Source organism: Agrobacterium sp. NPDC089420 (assembly GCF_044900305.1).
Classification (GTDB): Bacteria; Pseudomonadota; Alphaproteobacteria; order Rhizobiales; family Rhizobiaceae; genus Agrobacterium.
Map to the genome: position 1 here is coordinate 218700 of NZ_JBJDMY010000003.1, position 20713 is coordinate 239412.

The following is a 20713-nucleotide window of genomic DNA, read 5'->3' on the forward strand; positions in this document are numbered from 1 at the left end:
ATTTGTCAATGGATATCCCTCATAACCATCGACGAAAACCCGCCGCCGCACCGCTTCGCCGGCTTTTCCCCTCGTCCAGGCGCTCAGAGCCCCGCATTGCCGGGCCTCAGGCGATGTCGATGAAGGCCTCGTCGAGAATGAGGAGCTTGCGCGCCTGCATGCGGGCATATTCCTCGTAAAAGCCCTGTGATATCCAGAGAGGCGAGGAACCCCGCCGTCCGCTCCAGCCGATGCCGCCGATCAGCTCGGCCGCCGCCAGCTTGCGGCCGACATGGATGCGCGACAGGGAAAGCGAAGCCGCCAGCTGCGTGACGGTCCTCACATCGGTCGAAAACCTGTGCTGATCGGAAGGGCTCTCCCAGTCGATCCCTGCGATCAGCCGGTCCATCAGCAGGCCGCCCGCATTGAACCAGTTGAAGATGATGGAAAGCGGGCCGGGACACCGCACCTCGGGATTGGACAGGAAGGCCCGCACCACACGGGGATGGATGTCGGCCAGGATGATTTCGGACCGCTCGATGAACCGTCCGGCCCTGAACCCCTCATCGATCAGATCCAGCGCCTGGAAATGTACATCGTACCATTCGATCAGCATGGCGAGCACCGGCGGTGAGGGTTCCACTCCGCCGGGCTGTGTTTCGTCGGACCGGTTCACCGGCCTCACAAGGCCCCGTTTTAAGGCCTCCCTGAAGAAGGCATAAGCAACGTCATGGCTTGCAAGGCCGTGCCGCAGCGCCAGATGACCGAAATCTTCCCGGGTAAGCGCCGGCTCGCCCGCGCCGCCGCTGCGTTTTTGAAAATAGAGCGCCAGCAGGGCGTGACACAGAAGCCGGCTCTGTCGTGTCGCGAAAAGCGCGGTCATGTTGGGAGAGCCTTCATAGAGGGCGATGAAACCGCCCGCCAGCAGGCGCAGCGCGGCCGGGAAGGAACCGTTTTGCAGCAGCCGGTCTATTTCCCCGGGCGCAGGTCCACGGCCATCCGCGGGGGCGGCCGGCAGGCGGGAAATCGCAAAGTCGAAAAAATTGGTCATAGGCCGCGCTCCGGCATCGGGTGATCCACGGGCCTTACAGCAGCTGAAGTGGCGCGTCTTCTCATTGCGCGCAGAGGCGGGATTTTTAAGCCGGCGACCGATCCGCGGCGCGCGCTTCACCCGGCGTCATGCCATAGGCGCTGGCGAACACACGGTAAAATGTCGCAAGGCTGTCGAACCCGCAGCCATAGGCGATCTGCGTGACCGGCAAAGCCGGGGATGCCAGCAGCAGTCGCCTTGCTTCCTCGATGCGCATGGCGGACAGCGTGCGGGAAAAAGAAAGCTCCGCGCCTTCGAAAACCACGTGCAATTGCCGCAGCGAGATGCCGAGTTCTCTCGCAACCGCGGCAGGCGTCAGCTCCTGCCGGGATTTTTTCCGCATCATGATGTCCTGGGCCGCGTAACAGAGCCCGGTTCTGAGGGCGGCGCGCACCTCCGGCATGGCGGGCGAGAGCCGACCGCGAACGGTCATGGCGAGCCGGGCTATATGAGTCACGTCGCGCGCCGGATCGATGAGCCTGCCGTGGCTGGCGTTCAGCGCGTCGAAGAGCGCCCGGAATGGCCTGGAGAAGGCGGTATTCTCGGCATAACGCGTCGCAAAAAGGTCATCGGCGGTCTGGCCGAGCATGAGTTCGTAGCCGACGGGGATCTTCAGCATCCTGTACTGAAAATCCGCCTCGCCGCCCGGTATCGCATTATAGGGCAAGTCCGAATAGTTGATGGTGATATCGCCGCCGCTGACGGCATGAACCCGATCCCTGCCGGCATGCAAAAGCCCCGAGCCCGTCACCTGCAGGCCGATGCACAGGCTGTCGCCGGCAATGCGGGCTATGTCGGCCTCCGTGCGGTTTACCCGGTAGGACGAGGCGCGCATCTCGCTGACGACGGCGCCGGCAACGGCGCGTGCCTGGAAGGAACCCTTGAAGCTGTGGCGGCGGTCCCGCGCCAGTTCGATGGTGACGCCGAACAGGCTTTTGCCGCGCACTTCGCGCCATTGGTCGAAGCGGTGCTCGGGTAAAAAATCATCGGTTGCGAAACGGATGATGGTGCTCGTGGTTTTGTCCTCCCTGCCGCTTCCGAAGGCCTATTGTCCCGTTGCATGAAATCGCAGATGCACGAGCGGATAGGGCCGTCCCTGACCGTCGAGGTCGGAGCGTCCCGTCGGCTCGAAGCCCAGCCGGCGATAAAAAGCCATCGCCTTGACGTTCTGTTCGTTGACGTCGGTGGTCAATGCGGGGTGAAGCGCAAGCGCTCTCAGGACCAGGGCTCTGCCGATGCCTTTGCCATGGTGATCCGGATCGATGAAAAGCGCCTCCATATGCCCGTCGTGCAGAAACATGAAGCCGAGGGCCTGGTCCGAGGCATCGACCGCCAGTGTCAGCGGCGCCCCGGGCAGGAAGGTTTCGACCTCCTGCCCGATGGCGGTGCGATCCGCCGGCAGAAGGAAATCGTGGGTGGCGTCGACCGCCCTGCTCCATATGTCGAGGATGCGGGAAGCGTCGCGGCCGGTGGAGGGGCGAAGTGTGATCATGCGCAACACTTAGCAAGTGCGGCCTTTTCGCGCCATGGGGCCGGCCCGGTCTTTTCCGTGGGCCTTGCGCGTATCCGCTGAATTTCCGTTTCGAAACCCCTCGGTTCCGCCGCCGCAAGTCCGCACGTTCTCCGGTGGCGGAAAATTTTCTCGAAAAAAGTGCTTGCAAAAAGCAAGGCGAAAAAAATAGATAAAAGAGAGTTCTATCTATTTATTTTGAGGGAGAGGCAGTCTGATGGACCAATTCGCCGTGCAAATCGAGAAAAATCCACAGCCAGTTCCACTGGCAGGGACAAATTCCCCACTCGATGAGGCTAAAATTATCTATAATTTGCCATTTAACGATCTCCTCTTCCGTGCCCAGCAGGTGCATCGCCGTCATTTCGATGCCAATGCCATCCAGATGAGCCGGCTCCTATCCATCAAGACCGGCGGCTGCCCTGAGGATTGCGGTTATTGCAGCCAGTCCGCGCGCAATCCGACCGGCCTGAAGGCTTCCAAGCTTATGGAGGTGGAACGGGTGCTGGCCGAGGCGCGCAAGGCGAAGGAAGGCGGGGCGACGCGTTATTGCATGGGCGCTGCCTGGCGCAGTCCCAAGGAGCGCGACATGGAGGCGGTGGTCGCCATGGTGGAGGGCGTCAAGGCGCTCGGTATGGAAACCTGCATGACGCTCGGCATGCTGACGCCGGAACAATCCGAACGGCTCGCCGATGCCGGTCTGGATTACTATAATCATAACGTCGACACGTCCGAACGGTTTTATTCCGAGATCATCACCACTCGCACCTTCGAGGACCGGCTGGAAACGCTTGCCAATGTCCGCGATGCCGGCATCAAGGTCTGTGCCGGCGGCATTCTCGGCATGGGGGAGACGGTCGAGGACCGTATTTCAATGCTGGTGACGCTCGCCAATCTGCCGGTTCCGCCGGAAAGCGTGCCGATCAACATGCTGATCCCGATCCCGGGGGCCAGGCTCGCCAAGGCGGACCCCGTCGATCCGATCGATTTCGTCCGCACCATCGCGCTTGCACGCATCCTGATGCCGCATTCGCATGTGCGGCTTTCGGCCGGACGGACGGAGATGAGCGACGAGACGCAGGCGCTCTGTTTCCTGGCGGGCGCCAATTCCATCTTCATCGGCGAAACGCTGCTGACGGCGGATAATCCGGGCGAGGATCACGATACCGCGCTCTTCCGGCGGCTGGGCCTGAAACCGATGGAACTGCCGCCTGTCGAGGCGGGAGGGTGCCGGTGAACGTCGCCGCGCTCTCTCCCTACGCGATGAAGCTTGCCGGTCTCGGCCGCAAATCGCGGCTGCGTACGCTCGCACCCCGGGAGGGTATCGACTTTACCTCCAATGATTATCTCGGGCTTGCCGGCGCGGCGCGGCTGAAAGCGGCAATTGCCGAGGCCATGGACAGGAGTGTGCCGACCGGCGCCGGCGGGTCGCGGCTGCTGCGTGGCAACCATCCCGAACATGAGGCGCTGGAAACGGAGGCGGCGGCGTTTTTCGGGGCGGAAAGAGCGATCTATTTCGGCAGCGGTTTTGCCGCCAACGTCGCGCTTTTTTCCACCCTGCCGCTGCGGGACGATCTTGTCCTTCATGACGCCCTGATCCACGCCAGCGTGCATGACGGCATTGCGGCCGGCAAGGCAAAGGCGATTGCCGTGCCGCATAATCAGGTCGAGGCATTCGAGCGGGAAATCGTCCGCTGGCGGCAGGCGGGCGGCAGCGGGCGTCCGTGGATTGCGGTGGAAAGCCTCTACTCCATGGATGGCGATTATGCGCCGCTTGCGGCGCTCGCCGACCTTGCCGGCAGACATGGCGGTTTTCTCGTTGTCGACGAGGCGCACGCCACCGGCGTGTTCGGCGCCGGCGGGCGCGGCCTCGCCGCGGCGCTGAAAGGTCCGGGCCATGTCGTGGCCTTGCATACCTGCGGCAAGGCGCTCGGGCTTTCCGGCGCGCTTTTGACCCTGCCGGCGGTTCTGGCCGATTATCTCGTCAACCGCGCCCGCGGTTTCATCTATTCGACCGCACCCTCGCCGCTGATGGCGGCGGCGATACGGGAAGCCTTGCGCATCATCGCCGACGAACCCTGGCGCCAGGCGCGGCTGATGGCGCTGGTAAACTTCGCCGGCGAAGAGTTTCGCCATCGGCTGGGCGTCACGCCCAGCGGTTCGCAGATCATGCCGGTGATGATCGGTGACAATGCCCGTTCGCTCAAGGTTGCCGCACGGCTGCGGGACGGCGGTTTTGATGTCCGGGCGATCCGCCCGCCGACGGTGCCGGAAGGCACGGCGCGGCTGCGTGTCGCCGTCACCCTTAATGTGGATGAGGGCCAGATCGCCGGCATGGTCGGGCTGCTCGCCCTTTTGCTGGAAGAGGAGCGGCGATGAGCCCCCGTTTCGTTATTTCCGGCACCGATACCGGCATCGGCAAGACCGTTTTTGCCGCGGCCCTTACCCACGCCCTTAAAGCCCATTATTGGAAGCCCGTGCAATCCGGTCTTGCGGAAGAGACCGACAGCGAGACGGTGGAACGGCTGGGCGGCGTGCCGCGGATGCGCATCCTGCCGGAAGCCTATCGCCTGAACATGCCGGCCTCTCCGCATCTTTCAGCCCGTCTTGACAATATTACGATCGATCCCGCGCTTCTCATGCCGCCACACACCGATGAACCCCTGGTGATCGAAGGGGCCGGTGGTCTTCTGGTGCCGCTGACAGACAGAGTGTTGTTCGCCGATATTTTCGCCCGCTGGCAAATTCCACTGGTCCTGTGCGCCAGAACCGCGCTCGGCACCATCAATCACACGCTGCTGTCGCTTGAAGCGCTGCGGCAGCGACGGATTCCGGTGCAGGGCGTTGTCTTCATCGGCGACGAGAACCGCGAAAACCAGCACATCATCGCCAACCTCGGTGGCGTTCGCCCGCTCGGCCGTTTGCCCCGCCTGCCGGAAATGAGCGCCGAGGCGCTTCAGCAGGCATTTGCCCGGCATTTCAATCTCGCCGATTTTCTGGAGACGCCGGCATGAACCGTTCACCCGTCTGGCACCCCTTTACCCAACACGGGCTGGAGCCGCCGATGAAACGTGTCGTTTCGGCCAAAGGCGCGTTTCTGGTCGACGAGGAGGGAAGTCACCTGTTCGATGCCATTTCGTCCTGGTGGGTCATCACCCATGGTCACCGGCACCCGGCCATCATGGCGGCCATCCGCGCCGCGACCGAGACTTTTGACCAGATCATCTTCGCCGAATTTTCCCATGAACCCGCCGAAACGCTCGCCAGGGGGTTGATCGCGCTTGCCCCTGCCGGGCTTGAACACGTGTTTTATTCCGACAGCGGTTCGACGGCCGTGGAGGTAGCGCTGAAAATGGCGCTCGGCTATTGCCATAATCGCGGCGAAAAACGCGACCGTATCGTGGTTATGGAACATGGCTATCACGGCGATACGATCGGCACCATGTCGACCGGCGAGCGCGGCGTGTTCAATGCCGCCTACGAGCCGCTGCTTTTCGGCGTTGACCGGCTGGCTTTTCCCGAAGCCGGCAATGAACAGCGGACACTGGACCTGTTCGAGGCCTGTTGCCGGTCGGGCCGTGTCGCCGCCCTGCTCATCGAACCCTTGGTACTCGGCGCCGGCGGCATGAAAATTTACGGTGCGGATGTCCTGGCCGGGCTGAAGCAGATCGCCGAACGCCATGGCTGCCTTGTCATCGCCGATGAGGTGATGACCGGCTGGGGCAGGACGGGAACCCTGTTTGCCTGCGAGCGGGCCGGCATCGCGCCGGATATTCTGTGCACCTCCAAGGGGTTGACCGGCGGTTCCCTGCCGCTGGCGGCAACGCTGTGCAGCGCCGAGATTTTCGACGCGCATGTTTCGACCGACCGCCGCAAGACCTTTTTCCATTCCAGTTCCTACACGGCCAATCCGATCGCCTGCGCCGCCGCCGTCGCCAATCTTCAGGTCTGGCGTGATGAACCGGTTCTTGCGCGCATCGAGCAAGTGCAACAGGCGCTGCGCGACAATCTCCGGCGTTTTGCCGGCGACCAGCGTTTTGTCTCCATCCGGCAGGCGGGAACCATCGCCGCACTCGATCTCGTGGTGCCGGCCGGCGGTTATCTGGCCGATGCTGGCCCGCGCATGCGGCAATTGTTCCGTGAGCGTGGGTTCATTATCCGCCCGCTCGGCAATGTGATTTATCTGATGCCGCCCTATTGTTCGACGGCACAGGATCTGGCCCGCGCCTTTGACGCCATCGACGAGGTGGCCGGGATCGTGACCGAAACCGCGCCGCCGAAGGCGCGCGCGGCCGGAACGGTATGAAGGCGGGGAGCGGCCATGTTCAGAATATTCCAGAACCGTCTCCGAAAGTCCTGACAATGCAGACACGTTCTTCCCGCATGGCCGGCTTTGGCCATGCCGTCCCGGCGCGATGCGTGAACAATGCCGAGATAGAGGCCAATCTTGGACTGGAAACCGGCTGGATCGAACGGCGGACGGGCATCCGCACGCGTTATTGGGCACAAGAGGGCGATACTCTGAGCGGCCTTGCCGAAAGAGCCGGCCGCATGGCGCTGGAAGAGGCGAAAATCAACGCCGATGACGTGGCGCTGACGCTGCTTGCGACCTCGACGCCGGATCATCTCCTGCCGCCTTCGGCGCCGCTGCTCGCGCACCGGCTTGGCCTGGCGCGATCGGGCGCCATCGATCTTGCCGGGGCCTGTTCCGGTTTCCTCTATGCGCTCACCCTTGCCGATGGTTTTGTCCGCACCCATGGCCGCGCCGTGCTCGTCGTCGCCGCCAATATCCTGAGCCGTCGGATCAATCCCGGGGAAAGGGCAAGCGCGGTGCTGTTTGCCGATGCCGCCGGTGCCGTTGTGCTTGCCCCCTGCCCGGAGGCGAGGCGTGGCCTGCTGTCGGCCGATCTCGTTGCGGATGGCGGTGGTTACGACCTCATCCAGATCGCGGCCGGCGGCAGCAGCCGGCCTTTTTCCGCCGCCATGTCCGCCGAAGATGCCCTGATGACGATGCGCGACGGCCGCGAGGTGTTTTCCCGCGCAGTGACGCTGATGACCGAGACCTCGCGCCGGGTACTGTCCGAAGCGGGAAGAATGGCGGCCGATATCGACCGTTTTGTGCCGCATCAGGCCAATGCCCGCATGTTCGACGCCGTCTGCGGCAATCTCGGCATCGACCGGCAAAGGACGGTCCGCACCATCGAGACCTTCGGCAACTCCTCCGCAGCGACCATTCCGCTTTCACTCTCCATCACCCATATGGGACGGCCCATCGCGGAGGGAGAAACCCTGCTTTTGACCGCTGCGGGTGCAGGAATGACGGGCGGCGCGGTCATTTACCGTGCCTAAGCGCCGTGCGTGACGAACGTCGCGGCGACGTTGCGTGTGCGGCAGTCAAGAAGCTGATTTCACTTGGAGAAATTTGGCTGGGGAACCTGGATTCTCGCATCATTTCAATGGCTTAGCGGAAAGGCCTTGAAATTCCCTCTATTTTCCCGCCGCGAGCGACCGTGGATGCCACCTTTGTGCCCTGGCTTTGGGCATCAGTCAACTAGGCGGTCAAGCGGCAATAATTTCCGCTTTCAAACCTGAAGTTTGCGGTGAGGCGGCCATTATTCGCCCGGCAGCTTTGCGCCTTGATGTCGGTCATACACGCCTTGGGGAAGCGCGCCTGAAAGCAGACTTTCCGACCGCGCGTCTGCCATGCGCAGAAGATTGAAGACGTGCCGCTACGCCTACTGAAGGACTCGTTTCAGCACGGTTTATTTAGGTCCTCCAGAGCTGGGTTCGTGTATTCGTGAAAGCCGCTTCGTCCTCAGAGAGGTGCGAGTTGTGCGCCCCTTTAACGCAGCTTAGTCGGCTTGCTGCTTGATTTTGTGCGTGATGTCTTCCACTCGAAATAGTCGACACCACTCGACTTCAAAATCGTCTATATTGAAAACCGCCACATTGTAGCCGTCCTCACCAAACGCGCTTTTGTACGCCACGCCGTCGTAACCGAGGGAGCGGAACAACTCAGCGAGGATCTGCGTGGGAGCGTACTCCGCTGCGTCGTCGGACCGATCTGCCGGCGTTGAAAATGCCCTGTCGATATCCGACCAAACTGCTTTCTCCAACTCCGCCCGTTCTGGCTCTTTGAAGTATATGAACTGCTTTTCGGCGAGAATGCTGCAGTCGATCAGCTTCAGTTCGCGCATACATTTCAAAACGGCAACAGTCACGTAAGCACCGATCGCAGGTCTGACTTCCGATACTGCCGTGGCATCGTCTGTCGCCATATAGAGACAGGGTATGCCACGGGTGTTCACGCGCCCGTCGCTGGCGCGATCACGCAAAGGCATCATGCGGGTCTTGTTGGCCGCGCACTCGATGTCGTCGATGTAGATGTCTTCACCGTCGTCACCGGTTTGATATATCGGCCTCAGGCCATGTGCCACTTGAGCGCGCCTTAACCTCGTGCCCACGTTAACGATATTCTCTCGGGTATGACACGTCGCAGCGACAGCTTGCAGAAATTCTTCCGTCTCCGGAGAGCGAATGAAACGACGCGACTTCACGACTTCGCGTCGGAAATGATGGTAATCACGATGCGACTTGAAAGTTCGAGCCAAACGCTCTTCAGTCACGACTCCACTCCCCACAATCGTCAACCACTACGTCAGTACTATATGCTCAACTGGTCCGGGAACATGCTCAAGAAGGTTTGCCTGACAACGCTCGCTTCCTATGCCGACATTTCTTTCGAAGGCTATGGCATCAGCCGGCCGCAACCGGTTCTCTCTCTTTGAGAAGTCTCGCGCCAAGCGAATCATCCATCGCTCTCCAGAGGTCGACCACGACGTCGCTGTCGAGCTCTGACGGGGTCAATCCGAGTATCTTCTTAACTTCGGCCCGCACCCGCGCGACAAATGGCAAAAATTTCTCTGTCCTCGGCGACTTGGGTAGAACAGCCTCGATGGTGTCCAACGACCACAGAACCGTCGCCCAGCATTCCAGGAAGTCCGCAGGCATCGAATTGTATTCGCGGGCGATCATGAGACGTCGGACGGGAGGCCTTTTTCCGCAGAAGAACGACGAGATCACTCTGAATGCCATACGAGGCCAGCCGCGGTCGTCCGTGGAAGGCTCAAGACCGTTCGGCAGATGGGTCGTCCTAGCTTTGTGAAGGAGCATCATCAACCAGAAGCGGACACGAAGAACGTCGGGCGCACCAAGCGGCTCGTCCCCTGCCGTCACTCGCTCGACATAAAGGCCGACCATCTTCTCGTACTGCTTGGCGTCAACCCGGATCTCATGAGCGGGGCTATCTTCCTCTTCTTCTTCCTCTTCTTCTTCCTTCATTTCGGCCCGCCGCGTGGCGGCTTCCGTCAGGGCCACCTCGTTCTCGTCCCCAAGATCCATCCAGTCTTCGTCGTCCTCGGCCTCATCTTCGTGAACAAGGACGCGCGACTGGCCGACGAGTTCGTTCATGAACTGGCGGATACGGTCGGAATGTTTGCCCGACAACGCGTTCTGGCGCTCGTCGGAACGAGCGTCCGGAACACGCGTCCTCATGAACTCGTCGTAGCTCAGAAAGCGCGTCTCCTGCTGCTTCGCCTCGGTGCGGGGACCGTGGGAGGCGCGGGACGACGCGACCGATGCGGTCGAAATCTCGTTGAGGTCTGCCCGTGCGAGCTCGTCGGCCGCCTGATGCATCCAGAGCTCGAAGTCAGCGTGCGCATCGAAGATCTCAATCGCCTTCGCAACGGATCCGGTCGCTATCTCTCGGCGCCGGCTTCTTAGCAACGACCGCTGGATGACGTAGGCTCTGCTGGAGACGAACTGGCCGGATTCGACAGTCACGAAGCTTATCGCGCTCCTGCGTTCGGCCGTGATCCGGAACGTCACGTTGGGGCGTTCGGATCCGAGCGCGTAGGCGATAGTGTCGATCAATTGGGTGTTTCCGTCCAGGAGGCGAATGACTCCCTCGCTCGGCACCTCGCTCGGAACCATCCATGTGAGCACGTCGCCTTCCATTTCGAAGAAGCCGGGCCGCCGAGAAGATATATCTTCGAGCGGAATGGGTGGAGACCGCCCGGCCTCGATCAGATCATCAGGGTCGAGCGGATCTTGTTCTAGTATCTCCTCCAGACCAAGGGCCTTCGCCGCCGCTCCCGCTGGGAGCCTTCGATAGATGCAGGCCTCAGCATTTCTTTTCGAAGGTCCGAGTAAGCCGAGCGCGGCCGTCGTGCAGTTGGCGCTTCCGACTAGCACATGATCATGTTCCGCGGTGCTCGCAACGCAGACCTTCGCATGGGTAAACCGGCCGGCGAGCTTGCGGGGCAGATTTCTGAACTCCACCTCTGCCGGTCGTTCCGCTTCGACAGGAAACCCTACGTTCTCGGCATCCAGCAAAACGGAGATTCTGTCCGCCCGGAGCTGCTGCTGGAGGAACTCGAGCGCAGACAAGTTTTCGTCCCAGTAGGGGCTGACGACGACGAGGCTCTCGACTGCGACATCACCGACGAGGTCGAGGAATCGCCGCCCGATCCCGTCGTCGGCGCCGTTGGTCAGGAACGCGATGAGCGTCCCATCATCGAGCGTCGCCATCCCCGCCTCGCCTCCGCCGCGCAGCCAGGGCGTTCTGTCCTTGATCCAGTCTATGGCGTCGACCGCAGAGCGAGATCTCTCCTTGACCAGGCCTTCCAGGTAGGCCCAGGCAGCTCGTAAGATGTCACGTTCGGGACCGGGTTCGTCGCCGCATTCGATTTCGATGACGGCTTCGGCGTTGCCTGCAAGGCCGGCAGCGGTGATGTTCGCCGATCCGACGAAAAGGCGACCGCCTTTGCGACCGAGCTGCAGAACGACCTTCGGGTGGAAGAGACCGTCGGCAACTGGTGGTGAAGTTAGCGCGTAGTCACGACCCAACTGCGACGGAAGGCGGGAACCGTCCGACAGCGACATGGAGGCCATGCGCTCGTCCGCGACGACGAGGATGTTCGTCGCACCACTCGCCACGAGCTGGGGGAGCATAACCTCTTCCAAGGCCGAGAACTCGACGGCGAATGTCGTCGCGACGGCTGAATGATACGGGCGTCCTCCGCTCCGACGCGCCATTCGCTCGAGGTACTTCACGCCGCCCCTCCGAGCAGTTTTGCGGCACGTTCAGTGAGGCCGTCGTCATCGACCAGTCCGACGTCCACGAGGAACTGGATGGCGGGGTTGAGCCGTGGAGTCGTGGCGACCGGCGCGTATCCATTGCGGCGAAGGAGCCGTCCGTCGCGAACTTCGAACAGAAACGTGTAGTCCTTCTGTCTCCGGAGCTTCTGCATCGCGACCCAGCTATGTCTAAGGACCACCCGCTCGATGACATATGCCGAAATCAGGTCGCGAACGGGCTCATCCGCCCGGCGTGAGAACCAGTTCATCTCCGTCACGATGGACCTTGCATTGCCTGAGATGGGAAGCTCCCGCCGCATCACTTCGCTCAGACGTTCGTCCGATGCCATCCGCTCAAACAGCGCGGCGAGCGTCGAAATCGCGTCCCAGGCCTTTGCTTCCGGAGTTCCACGTCGTCCTGTCAAGTTCGACCACCTACCGCGATAGTCGAATGCCTCGTTTCCTAGCCTATGCTGAAAAGCGGACCACCGTTCGTCTGCACTCTCATCCGACCCGAGCCGTTCCCAGATCTCTCCGCGGATTTCGGCGAGCGTCAAACCTGCATCCTGCTCTCCCATGAGAGCGAGAGCCCATTCCAGAAAGGCCGCTGCGGCGATCTGCATGAAATCGTGGCAGTGGTAAGCTTCCCACCGAACGCGCTGCCGGTCCAGATCGTCGTCACCGAACGTGGGCGTCGAGAACAGATGCCACCGGACGGACATCGGATCAGGGCGGCCGGCCATAGCCTTCGATGTTGCTAGGACGAGCTTAAGGGACGCCGTGCGACTCAGGTCACCTGTCGTCGCTTCGGCTCCTGTCATGAAAAGGAGCTGGTCGTAGATCGCCAGCTCGTCCGAATTTTCGAGAATCTGCGAGGGGAGGATCGGCCAGAGCTCGTCCAAGATCGAGAGCGTAACCTTTGCCGACTTTATGCACTCGATCAGAAGGGCCTCAACCCCGTCTCCGATCGCCTCTCGAAAGGCCTGGGCCGCGGCCAGTCCGAGACCGTTGCTTGCCCGCTGGATACCATGGTCTCCTTCAACGAAAAGTCCGAGTTCCACCATCTGCGAATAGTAGGCGCCGCCGAAGACGCCCAACGACTGCCGGAGGTAACGAGTCACGTTCGCGTCGTTAGAGGCGGCCTGCGCGAAATCTATCTCAGCCTCCTCAAGCGAGAGCCTCCGGTCTGCCCACTCGACACCGCCAACCCCACCCTCGCCTCCATGATAGGACGCGACGAGCGCGAAAAGAGCTTCGGCGCGCCGGACCCAGGAGCGCCATTCGGCAAAGTCTGTGGATCCCTTTTCGCGCGCGTAAGCGTCGCTTACCCAGCAATAGAGGCCGTAGTAGCGGATGCGCAAAGTGACGTTGCTGATGCCCGGAACTAGAGACTGATAAAGCGCGACGCCGGCATTCTGCATCCCTAGAGGGTCGAGTCCACGCTTGTCGATCCGCTCCGTCCACTCAGGCTCAGCTATCATTCAAGTCTCACCGGCATCGATTCACAAATAGCGCTATAGGGCGGGAAGATCTAAGAGTTGGCAATATTGATTTTAGCCCGGCATTAAGCGTCGAAAACTTCCCGCTGCCATCACTCTGGCGGAGGGTTAAAAACAGATGTCCAGTTCGGCGCGATCAGGTGGTCTGACGATGAGTAGATTATATTCTCGCAATCCTGCGTCGCTCCGCCAACTTGTTGATGTATCCGCGTGCGGAGGCCGTCCATCAGCATTTTGCCGTGGCTATGCTCGAAGGCTACGGGGACAAGGCCGTTTGGAGGCACGAAGTTGGCAATTGCTGGCGGATCCGCAGGCATGCCGCACTGTGCCCATTCTGGTTTTCCGCGCTTGCGCGTGCTCTCGTAGACCGTCGTTCGGATTTGGCCGCGCGCGGTGTGGGCGGCAGCGACAAGTTGGTCACGCTTGAAGGCTGTGACTTGGGAGATTGCAGCGTCGACCACCTCGGGCGCAAGCTGTGGAAACTTGGCCTTCAGGTGTTCGGCTTGGGCGAATGAATGTTCAACGTCGTTGAGAGGCGTGAACACTTCCGTGACGCGAGTGACGCCATTCCGCAGACGCTCGGCGTCCGCAGTCGCGATCTCAAAATCCATCTCCGGTTGAGTGCGGAAGTCGCGGTCGCGATGGAGGATGATCCGCGCGTCGGGTCTCATGTCAGTGATCATGCTGGCGAGCAGCCGGGCGGCTGGCAGATTGCCGCATCCGTTGTAGGAGATGACGGCGAGGTTTTGTGGAGCCCCGTTGGCTAGCGCCAGCGCGGTGACTGGTTTGGTGCGCTTGTCCTCGGTCATCAGGAGGACGGGACGCGCGGGGTCGAAGGCGTCGGCGCCGGCTGAAAGCGCACCGAGGGTCATGAGTATGGGAATCGCAGGCCGTTGGGCTTCGTCGACGGGCACCTGGACGCCCTCGCTCATCCAGACGACGACAGCGTCGGCGTCATACATCAGGCGCTGGATTAGCTGCGGGGAGTGACTGGCGAATAGGATGCGCGTTTGTGTCTCTGCGGCGACACCGCGCAACGCCTCGTAGAGCCGCGACTGGCTGTCGGCGTGAAGATGGGCATCCGGCTCGTCGAGTAGCAGGAGCGGGGGCGCGTAGAAGCAAGCGTAGGCGATGATCTGGATAACCTGCAGCATGCCCGTGGAAGCCATGTCGATCGTCACTCGGGAATCCGTCCCCTCGACTTCGACCTTCACATACCGATCGCGGTGCTGGTCATGCGCCACGACGACGCGCGCACCAGGATAGCAGCGGTCAAGGAGGGTAGAAAAAGTCTTCCAACCGCTGTCAGGAAGCACCCCGATGTTGCGTGTGTGCGTCCACGAGGCCCGAGCTATCTCGTCCAAATCACGGGTAAATAGGTGGTCGAGCACGGTACGAAGGTACAGGTTCGCGTCACCGTGCATGACAGCAGCATCCATCGCGCCCTTCGTGCGCCACTCCTCGCGCATCGGAATGCCGGAAAGGCCCGGTGTCAGTATCGAAAATGGTCGGTCGGGATCTGCGAGCACGGCTGCAAAGTCGTCGTCGCCGGTGCGGTTGATCGCGATGTTAGCGTTCTTTCCGCGCCGTACCTCAATCGTGATCTCTTTTGCGGCGTCCGTATCGAGATCGACGCCGCTATAGGTAATGGAAAAGCCAAGGTTCTGCGTTGCCGGATCACCCCGGCGCAGATCCAAGAGACGTTCAGTAGGCCGAAACAGGACTGCGTCGTTCGACACTGTGGCGGCGAAATCGGGCGTGCCGTCGCCACGCAGCCTACGCAACGCCGCCTGCAGGATAGACACCCCGAGCTGCGCTGCTTGCAACGCGCTGCTCTTGCCGCTGGTGTTCCCGCCGACAAGTGCCGTGACGGGCTTCAGATTTATAGTGAGCTCTTCAATCCGCTTGAAATGCCTCACCGTAATTTGGTCGAGCCGAACCTGCATGTATCCCCCGCCACTATAGGCTGCAGTCCATAAAAAGGGGTCACCGCGGAAAGTGCAACGTCAATCGCATTGGGTCCACAGGACGATCGCCACGGTCAGTCTCGTTATCGGACCCGAACGAATGACTGCTTCCCAACATAGCGCACTCAAACCGGTCAATTCGCTTGCGGCCCCTCAGCGGAGATTATTTCCGCTTTCACCTCCTGTAGAACATTGTATGCGCGAAGTGATACGCGGAATGCGTCATTCGGCGCCTAGCGACACTGAAGTAGGGTGGCATTTTCCACAATGCGACGATTGGAAAGCCAATTGTGCTTTCAATACTTGCTGTTTATCGTAAAAAATCTTGTCGTTCAGATAGTTGGGCATCTTGATGAAAGCGTTTGAATTTGATCACCAATTGATCGACGCCTATGAGCACTTTTCGCGCTCCTTTAGCGCTATTCGAGCGCCCGACCTGAAGTCCGAGATCGACGCGCAGTACGACGCCGGAAAGTTCTGGCCTGACGCCCTCCTATCACTCAATCCGCGCTTTATGGCTGGGCCGACGGTCGATGAACTCGTCGCCACGGGTGACCTTGATGAGGGCACGGGCAAGGTTTTCCGGTTCGGAGCGACACCCCTTCGCTTCCATCGTCACCAAGCCGAAGCAATTGCGAAGGCGAAGCAGGGCAAGAGCTACGTTGTCACGACGGGCACAGGTTCGGGGAAATCCCTGTGCTTCTTTGTGCCAGTTGTCGACGCAATTATCCGTGCTCGTCGCGCAGGAAAACCGCGGCGGACATCAGCAATCATCGTCTATCCGATGAACGCCCTGGCTAATAGCCAGATGAAGGAAATTGATAAGTTCATCGCTGGTTCTGGTTTACCTGATAATTTCAGGCCGGTGGTAAAGCGTTACACTGGTCAGGAAAGCCGAGAAGAACGCGAGCGAATTGCCGCCAGCCCGCCAGATATTCTCCTGACCAACTACATGATGGCCGAGTTGCTGCTGACACGGCAGGACGATCTGGACTCGCAAGTAATTGCAAACGCATCCGGCCTCGAGTTCATAATTCTGGACGAACTGCACACCTACCGCGGACGCCAGGGAGCTGATGTTGCAGTTCTCGTTCGGCGTCTGCGTGATCGATGCTCTCCTGACAAAGAGCCGATCTGCATCGGCACCTCGGCGACGATGGCATCCGAGGGATCGGATGAGAGCCGTGCTGTTGCTGTCGCAAACCTCGCATCACGACTGTTTGGTGCTGAGATTGGCCCGGATGCGGTCATCGACGAGTCTTTGCAGCGTGCCACCGATGATGCCTTGAAGGCTGAGCACGTTGTTGGTGCCTTGAGCAAGATCTTAACACAGTCCCTCCCGGACACACTCGACGACGAGGCCTTGAAGCACCACCCGCTCTCGGTTTGGGTGGAGTTGGAGCTCGGATTGGACGACGGGCTTGAACTTCGTAGAAAAAAGCCGATCCCATTCGAACAAGCTGTTGAAAAACTGTCGTCGGCCACTGGGGTCGAGGCCGAAATCTGCCGCGACTACCTCGAAAAGTTCCTGACCCGGATAAGTTTGCCTGAGAACGAGCGCGGAGGCACAAAGGATGGTGCTTTTCTAGCCTTCAAACTCCATCGTTTCATCTCGGGCGCAGGCGAGGTATTTACAACACTCACAGACAGACCTCGGCGGATCTTATTTGAAGGGCAGCTTGAGGATCCGGATGCACCTGGCAATCGCCTCTATCCGACCCGTTTTTGCAGAAGCTGTGGTCAAGAATACCATGTCGTGACGAAGGTCGAGGATGATGGGGATTTGCATTTTCTTCCCCGAAGCATTGATGACACCCCGCTCGATACTGAGGACGACGAGGTTGCCGGCTATCTCTGCCCAGTAAATGTCGACGATAGTGACTTTCAGTTCACCGGGGAGCTTGAGGGCTACCCTGAGAGCTGGCGGGAGGAAAAGAATGGCATCGAGCGGCTTAGAGGCTATCGTAAGAAGCGCACCCCTATATCATATGCGGTGGGTGCAGACGGCCGCCATGGAGCGGGCGGCAATGATTTCTGGTTTATCCCAGGGAAGTTTGCCTTCTGCCTTTGCTGTCATGACGAGCCCACGCAAGGCATGCGTGAACGCAGCAAGCTTGCCGGGCTCTCTGGCGAAGGGCGGAGTTCTGCGACAACACTGCTCGTGGCCAGTGCCCTGGAGTGGATGAACAAACCGGGCAGCGGCGTACCTGCGACGAAGCGCAAACTGCTGGGCTTTACCGACAACCGTCAGGATGCCGCACTGCAGTCAGGTCATTTCAACGACTTCTTGTTCGTAAGTCTGTTGCGCGGAGCCATTCTTCACGCGGTGATCTCCGCTGGCTCAGAAGGCCTTGCAGAAGACGAGTTCGGCCTTCAGGTAGTGAAGGCGCTTGGTTTCACTGCTGCCAACAAGGAGGCTCGGCAGCATTGGCTTCTCGACGCAAATGTTGGCGCCATTATCCGTGAAGACGCACAGCGTTCGCTCGCTAAAGTGCTCGCCCATCGTGTCTGGACGGACCTACGCCGTGGATGGCGCTTCACCAATCCCAGCTTGTCTGTTCTCAATCTGATCGATGTTAATTTCCTCGGCCTTGAGGAACTTTCGGAAGATCGCGAGCGCTTCATGGCCATCCATCCACTCCTTGGCGATCTCGGCATCGCTCAGCGGCAGGCTATTCTCAAGGCTATATTGTCTGCGATGCTCGAAGGCCTGGCTATTCAGACCGAGGCCTTAGACCTGACCGTCCTCGATGGTGTGGCTCAGAAATCCCGTATGCTTCTTCAGGCCCCGTGGGCAATTGACCAGAAGGAGAACCCGAGAGCACGCTCTTCCCTGGTCCTGCGCGGGGGTAGCAAGAATGTGGTCACGCTTCGCGAAGAACAAGCTCTTCTTCGGGCTGGCCCCAATTCCAGAATTGCAAGGTTCCTGAACCGGAAGTCCGTCCTAGGCGCGAAGCTGAACAAGGATGAGTACTACGAGTTCATGGAGGGAGTGCTTGCCTTCCTAAGCGATGAAGGGCTACTTGTGCCCGTCGATCTTGACGGTGACGTGACAGGTTGGCGCCTGTCACCGTCCGCGGTCCGGCTTATCCCCGGGCCCGCGCTTTCTGATGAAAGCCAGCGCGGCAACCGATACTTCCATGACCTTTACACCGCGATCGCGAACGACTTTGGCGACGGGCGCAGTTCCTACTGGGGCCTGGAGGGCCGTGAACATACGGCGCAGGTATCGCAGAAACAGCGCGAATGGCGTGAATGGCGGTTCCGGTTCGAACAGGACGATATGCAACATCTCGCGACCTCGGAATACCGCACGGAAATTCGAGCAACAGGCGAAACCGAGCGGTTTTTGCCAGCGCTATTCTGCTCCCCGACGATGGAACTCGGCGTGGACATTTCGGCATTGAACGCCGTGTATCTCCGCAACGTACCGCCCACGCCAGCGAATTATGCACAACGCGCCGGACGTGCCGGACGGTCTGGGCAGGCGGCGGTTGTCGTGACATACTGCGCTTCGGGATCTCCGCATGACCAGTATTTCTTTGAACGGCGCAATGATATGGTGGCCGGTGTCGTTCGGCCGCCCGCGCTTGACATCACGAATGAGGAACTTGTCCGGTCGCACCTTCATGCGGTTTGGCTGGCGGAAGCGAAATTGGCGCTTTCCCCAGATATTCCTGAAATCTTAGACCTTCACGGCGATAAATTCCCGCTGAAGGACGAGGTTCTGGCGGTAGTTTCGAAGTCTACTCTTGTCTCTGGGGCGCGCGGTCCGATGACGCGAGTTCTGAAACAGATTCTGGCGTCCGATGGTGGCAAGACCCCAATCTGGATGGAAGATCCGGACGAGTTCGTTCTTCAAACGGCCATGAACGCGCCGAAGGCATTTGATAGGGCATTTGACCGTTGGCGTGAGCTCTACAGCTCCGCAAGAACGCAGTTGGCCGAGGCGAACAAGCGCTCGGAGATCACTGGGCTCTCGGGAGCGGACCGACGCAAGATCAAGGCCGCGCAGATGCAAGCCCAGGATCAAATTGCAATCCTCGAACAAGGCAAGGCGTCGAATGGATCCGATTTCTATTCGTATCGGTATCTTGCGACGGAAGGCTTCCTGCCTGGGTACAATTTCCCACGCCTACCGCTGTACGCGTTCGTACCTGGTGAAGGGAAAACCGGCACATTCCTTTCCAGGGCCCGTTTTCTGGCCATTTCCGAGTTCGGGCCGCGCAGTCTGATATACCATGAAGGCCGTGCCTATCGGGTTATGAAGGCTAAGCTGCCCCCCGAGGTACGCCAAGGCGATGGATCCGAATTGGCGACCAAGGACATCTACATTTGCTCCAACTGTGGTGCGTCCCACGAAGGCGAAGTGGAGCGTTGTCACGGCTGCGACAATCACATGGCTGGAGAGGTCCCCATCAAGAAGACGCTTCGTATCGACAATGTCGAAGCGGCGCCGACTGAGCGCATTACGGCAAACGATGAAGAACGGGTACGGCAGGGCTTTGATATCCAGACCGTGTTCTCCTGGCCGAAAAAGGATGGCCAAATCCAGGTGACCAACGCCAGGTTCGTCTGCGAAGAAACGTGGCTCCTGTCACTTCAATACGCCAATAGCGCCGAAATCAGCCGCTTGAACAAGGGCCTGAAGCGTCGAAGGGATCAGACCGTCTTCGGCTTCCACATCGATCCCAGATCCGGTTACTGGGCGAAGTCCGACGGCGAGGATGGTGACACGGATGTGCCGCCAGATGTGGTGAAACCGGTCCGAATAGTGCCAATCGTTCGCGACCGAAAGAATGCCTTGCTGCTGCGCTTTGAACGGCCAGAACAATACGAGCCGGAAACGATCGCAACGGTCCAATATGCGTTGCTGCGTGGGATAGAGGTTGTCTTCCAGCTCGAGGAAGGTGAAATCCTGAGTGAGCCGTTGCCCGCGAGAGATAACAGGCGAGCAATTCTCACCTATGAGGCGACCGAAGGCGGAGCCGGCGTGCTTACGCGCCTGATTGACGACGAAAAAGCAATCAATGAGGTCGCCAAGACGGCGCTCGGCTTGATGCATTTCGAAAATGTAGATGCCGCGATTGCGGCGGGGGATGCAGATCTGTTGCAGGAGAAAGAGGATGGGAGTTGCGTGCGTGGCTGCTATCGCTGCCTTCTCTCCTACTTCAATCAGCCAGACCACGAGCTGATCAATCGCGCGAGCCCACAAGTTGCGCAGTTTCTAATCGATCTGAGTTGCGGGGAGATTTCCCGAGTGGCAAAGGCAGCACCAGGCGCAGTGGTATCGCCTTGGCATGAGGCGTTTGGAGCCGCTGGCATTCCTCAGATCGATACAATGCCCGCACGTTTCGGAGGCATTGAGTTCGAGTTTGCGTGGCGTGCAAGTATGGTTGCTGCGTCGACCAAAAAGCTGACATCGGAAGCTGAGGCGGATGCGATGAGCAAGGGCTGGGTTGTATACAGCTTGCCCGAAGTTCCGTCTGAAGGGCTACCAGACGGTTTTATCAAGAATTTTGCAGGTTGA

At 60.0% G+C, this 20713-nt stretch carries 13 protein-coding genes; 6 read left to right on the forward strand and 7 right to left on the reverse strand.

Annotated elements, in window-relative coordinates; genetic code table 11:
* Positions 1 to 106: 106 nt before the first annotated feature.
* The 3 genes from ACI2KA_RS05790 to ACI2KA_RS05800 all read right to left on the reverse strand — a co-directional run bounded on the left by ACI2KA_RS05790 (position 107) and on the right by ACI2KA_RS05800 (position 2561).
* The gene (locus tag ACI2KA_RS05790; protein ID WP_404500065.1) at positions 107 to 1030 is read right to left on the reverse strand and encodes a hypothetical protein; all 924 of its coding nucleotides are present in this window, start codon (positions 1028 to 1030) and stop codon (positions 107 to 109) included.
* An 85-nt stretch (positions 1031 to 1115) separates the two neighbouring features.
* Positions 1116 to 2015: an AraC family transcriptional regulator gene (locus tag ACI2KA_RS05795; RefSeq protein ID WP_404500067.1), complete on the reverse strand. Its 900-nt coding sequence runs from the start codon at positions 2013 to 2015 to the stop codon at positions 1116 to 1118.
* Between the two features lie 99 nt (positions 2016 to 2114).
* A complete protein-coding gene (locus tag ACI2KA_RS05800; protein WP_404500069.1) occupies positions 2115 to 2561 on the reverse strand; it encodes an acetyltransferase in 447 nt (148 codons plus the stop codon).
* 235 nt (positions 2562 to 2796) lie between these two features.
* On the opposite strand from ACI2KA_RS05800, the gene bioB reads away from it, so the two are divergent.
* From bioB to ACI2KA_RS05825, 5 genes are read left to right on the forward strand one after another with little or no spacing between them, the layout of a single operon-like run.
* A complete protein-coding gene (gene bioB, locus ACI2KA_RS05805) occupies positions 2797 to 3816 on the forward strand; it encodes a biotin synthase BioB (protein ID WP_404500071.1) in 1020 nt (339 codons plus the stop codon).
* Complete coding sequence (locus ACI2KA_RS05810; protein WP_404500073.1) at positions 3813 to 4958, forward strand: 8-amino-7-oxononanoate synthase; 1146 nt, start codon at positions 3813 to 3815, stop codon at positions 4956 to 4958. Before bioB ends, ACI2KA_RS05810 begins: the two co-directional genes overlap by 4 nt.
* The gene (gene bioD / locus ACI2KA_RS05815) at positions 4955 to 5593 is read left to right on the forward strand and encodes a dethiobiotin synthase (RefSeq protein ID WP_404500075.1); all 639 of its coding nucleotides are present in this window, start codon (positions 4955 to 4957) and stop codon (positions 5591 to 5593) included. The genes ACI2KA_RS05810 and bioD overlap by 4 nt, the downstream gene beginning before the upstream one ends.
* Positions 5590 to 6885, forward strand: coding sequence for an adenosylmethionine--8-amino-7-oxononanoate transaminase (locus tag ACI2KA_RS05820; protein WP_404500077.1), 1296 nt, complete (start codon positions 5590 to 5592; stop codon positions 6883 to 6885). The genes bioD and ACI2KA_RS05820 overlap by 4 nt, the downstream gene beginning before the upstream one ends.
* Positions 6886 to 6941: 56 nt before the next feature.
* Entirely contained in the window at positions 6942 to 7928 is a 987-nt protein-coding gene (locus tag ACI2KA_RS05825) for a beta-ketoacyl-ACP synthase III (RefSeq protein ID WP_404500079.1), read from the forward strand.
* 503 nt (positions 7929 to 8431) lie between these two features.
* On the opposite strand, the gene ACI2KA_RS05830 is transcribed toward ACI2KA_RS05825, so the two are convergent.
* The 4 genes from ACI2KA_RS05830 to ACI2KA_RS05845 form a co-directional block, all read right to left on the reverse strand.
* Complete coding sequence (locus ACI2KA_RS05830) at positions 8432 to 9205, reverse strand: RES family NAD+ phosphorylase (protein WP_404500081.1); 774 nt, start codon at positions 9203 to 9205, stop codon at positions 8432 to 8434.
* A 130-nt stretch (positions 9206 to 9335) separates the two neighbouring features.
* Positions 9336 to 11693, reverse strand: coding sequence for a hypothetical protein (locus tag ACI2KA_RS05835; RefSeq protein ID WP_404500083.1), 2358 nt, complete (start codon positions 11691 to 11693; stop codon positions 9336 to 9338).
* On the reverse strand, positions 11690 to 13198 hold the full coding sequence (locus ACI2KA_RS05840; RefSeq protein WP_404500085.1) for a hypothetical protein: 1509 nt from the start codon (positions 13196 to 13198) through the stop codon (positions 11690 to 11692). Before ACI2KA_RS05840 ends, ACI2KA_RS05835 begins: the two co-directional genes overlap by 4 nt.
* A 110-nt stretch (positions 13199 to 13308) precedes the next feature.
* On the reverse strand, positions 13309 to 15162 hold the full coding sequence (locus ACI2KA_RS05845) for an AAA family ATPase (RefSeq protein WP_404500087.1): 1854 nt from the start codon (positions 15160 to 15162) through the stop codon (positions 13309 to 13311).
* A gap of 373 nt (positions 15163 to 15535) precedes the next feature.
* Here ACI2KA_RS05845 and ACI2KA_RS05850 point away from each other — a divergent pair, with 373 nt between their 5' ends.
* Positions 15536 to 20713: a DEAD/DEAH box helicase gene (locus tag ACI2KA_RS05850; protein ID WP_404500089.1), complete on the forward strand. Its 5178-nt coding sequence runs from the start codon at positions 15536 to 15538 to the stop codon at positions 20711 to 20713.

Excerpts from the sequence above, each read along its gene's own strand:
- ACI2KA_RS05790 (WP_404500065.1), bottom strand. The coding sequence starts at position 1,030 with ATGACCAATTTTTTCGACTTTGCGATTTCCCGCCTGCCGGCCGCCCCC.
- ACI2KA_RS05800 (WP_404500069.1), bottom strand. The coding sequence starts at position 2,561 with ATGATCACACTTCGCCCCTCCACCGGCCGCGACGCTTCCCGCATCCTC.
- bioB (WP_404500071.1), top strand. The coding sequence starts at position 2,797 with ATGGACCAATTCGCCGTGCAAATCGAGAAAAATCCACAGCCAGTTCCA.
- bioD (WP_404500075.1), top strand. The coding sequence starts at position 4,955 with ATGAGCCCCCGTTTCGTTATTTCCGGCACCGATACCGGCATCGGCAAG.
- ACI2KA_RS05820 (WP_404500077.1), top strand. The coding sequence starts at position 5,590 with ATGAACCGTTCACCCGTCTGGCACCCCTTTACCCAACACGGGCTGGAG.
- ACI2KA_RS05825 (WP_404500079.1), top strand. The coding sequence starts at position 6,942 with ATGCAGACACGTTCTTCCCGCATGGCCGGCTTTGGCCATGCCGTCCCG.
- ACI2KA_RS05840 (WP_404500085.1), bottom strand. The coding sequence starts at position 13,198 with ATGATAGCTGAGCCTGAGTGGACGGAGCGGATCGACAAGCGTGGACTC.
- ACI2KA_RS05845 (WP_404500087.1), bottom strand. The coding sequence starts at position 15,162 with ATGCAGGTTCGGCTCGACCAAATTACGGTGAGGCATTTCAAGCGGATT.
- ACI2KA_RS05850 (WP_404500089.1), top strand. The coding sequence starts at position 15,536 with ATGAAAGCGTTTGAATTTGATCACCAATTGATCGACGCCTATGAGCAC.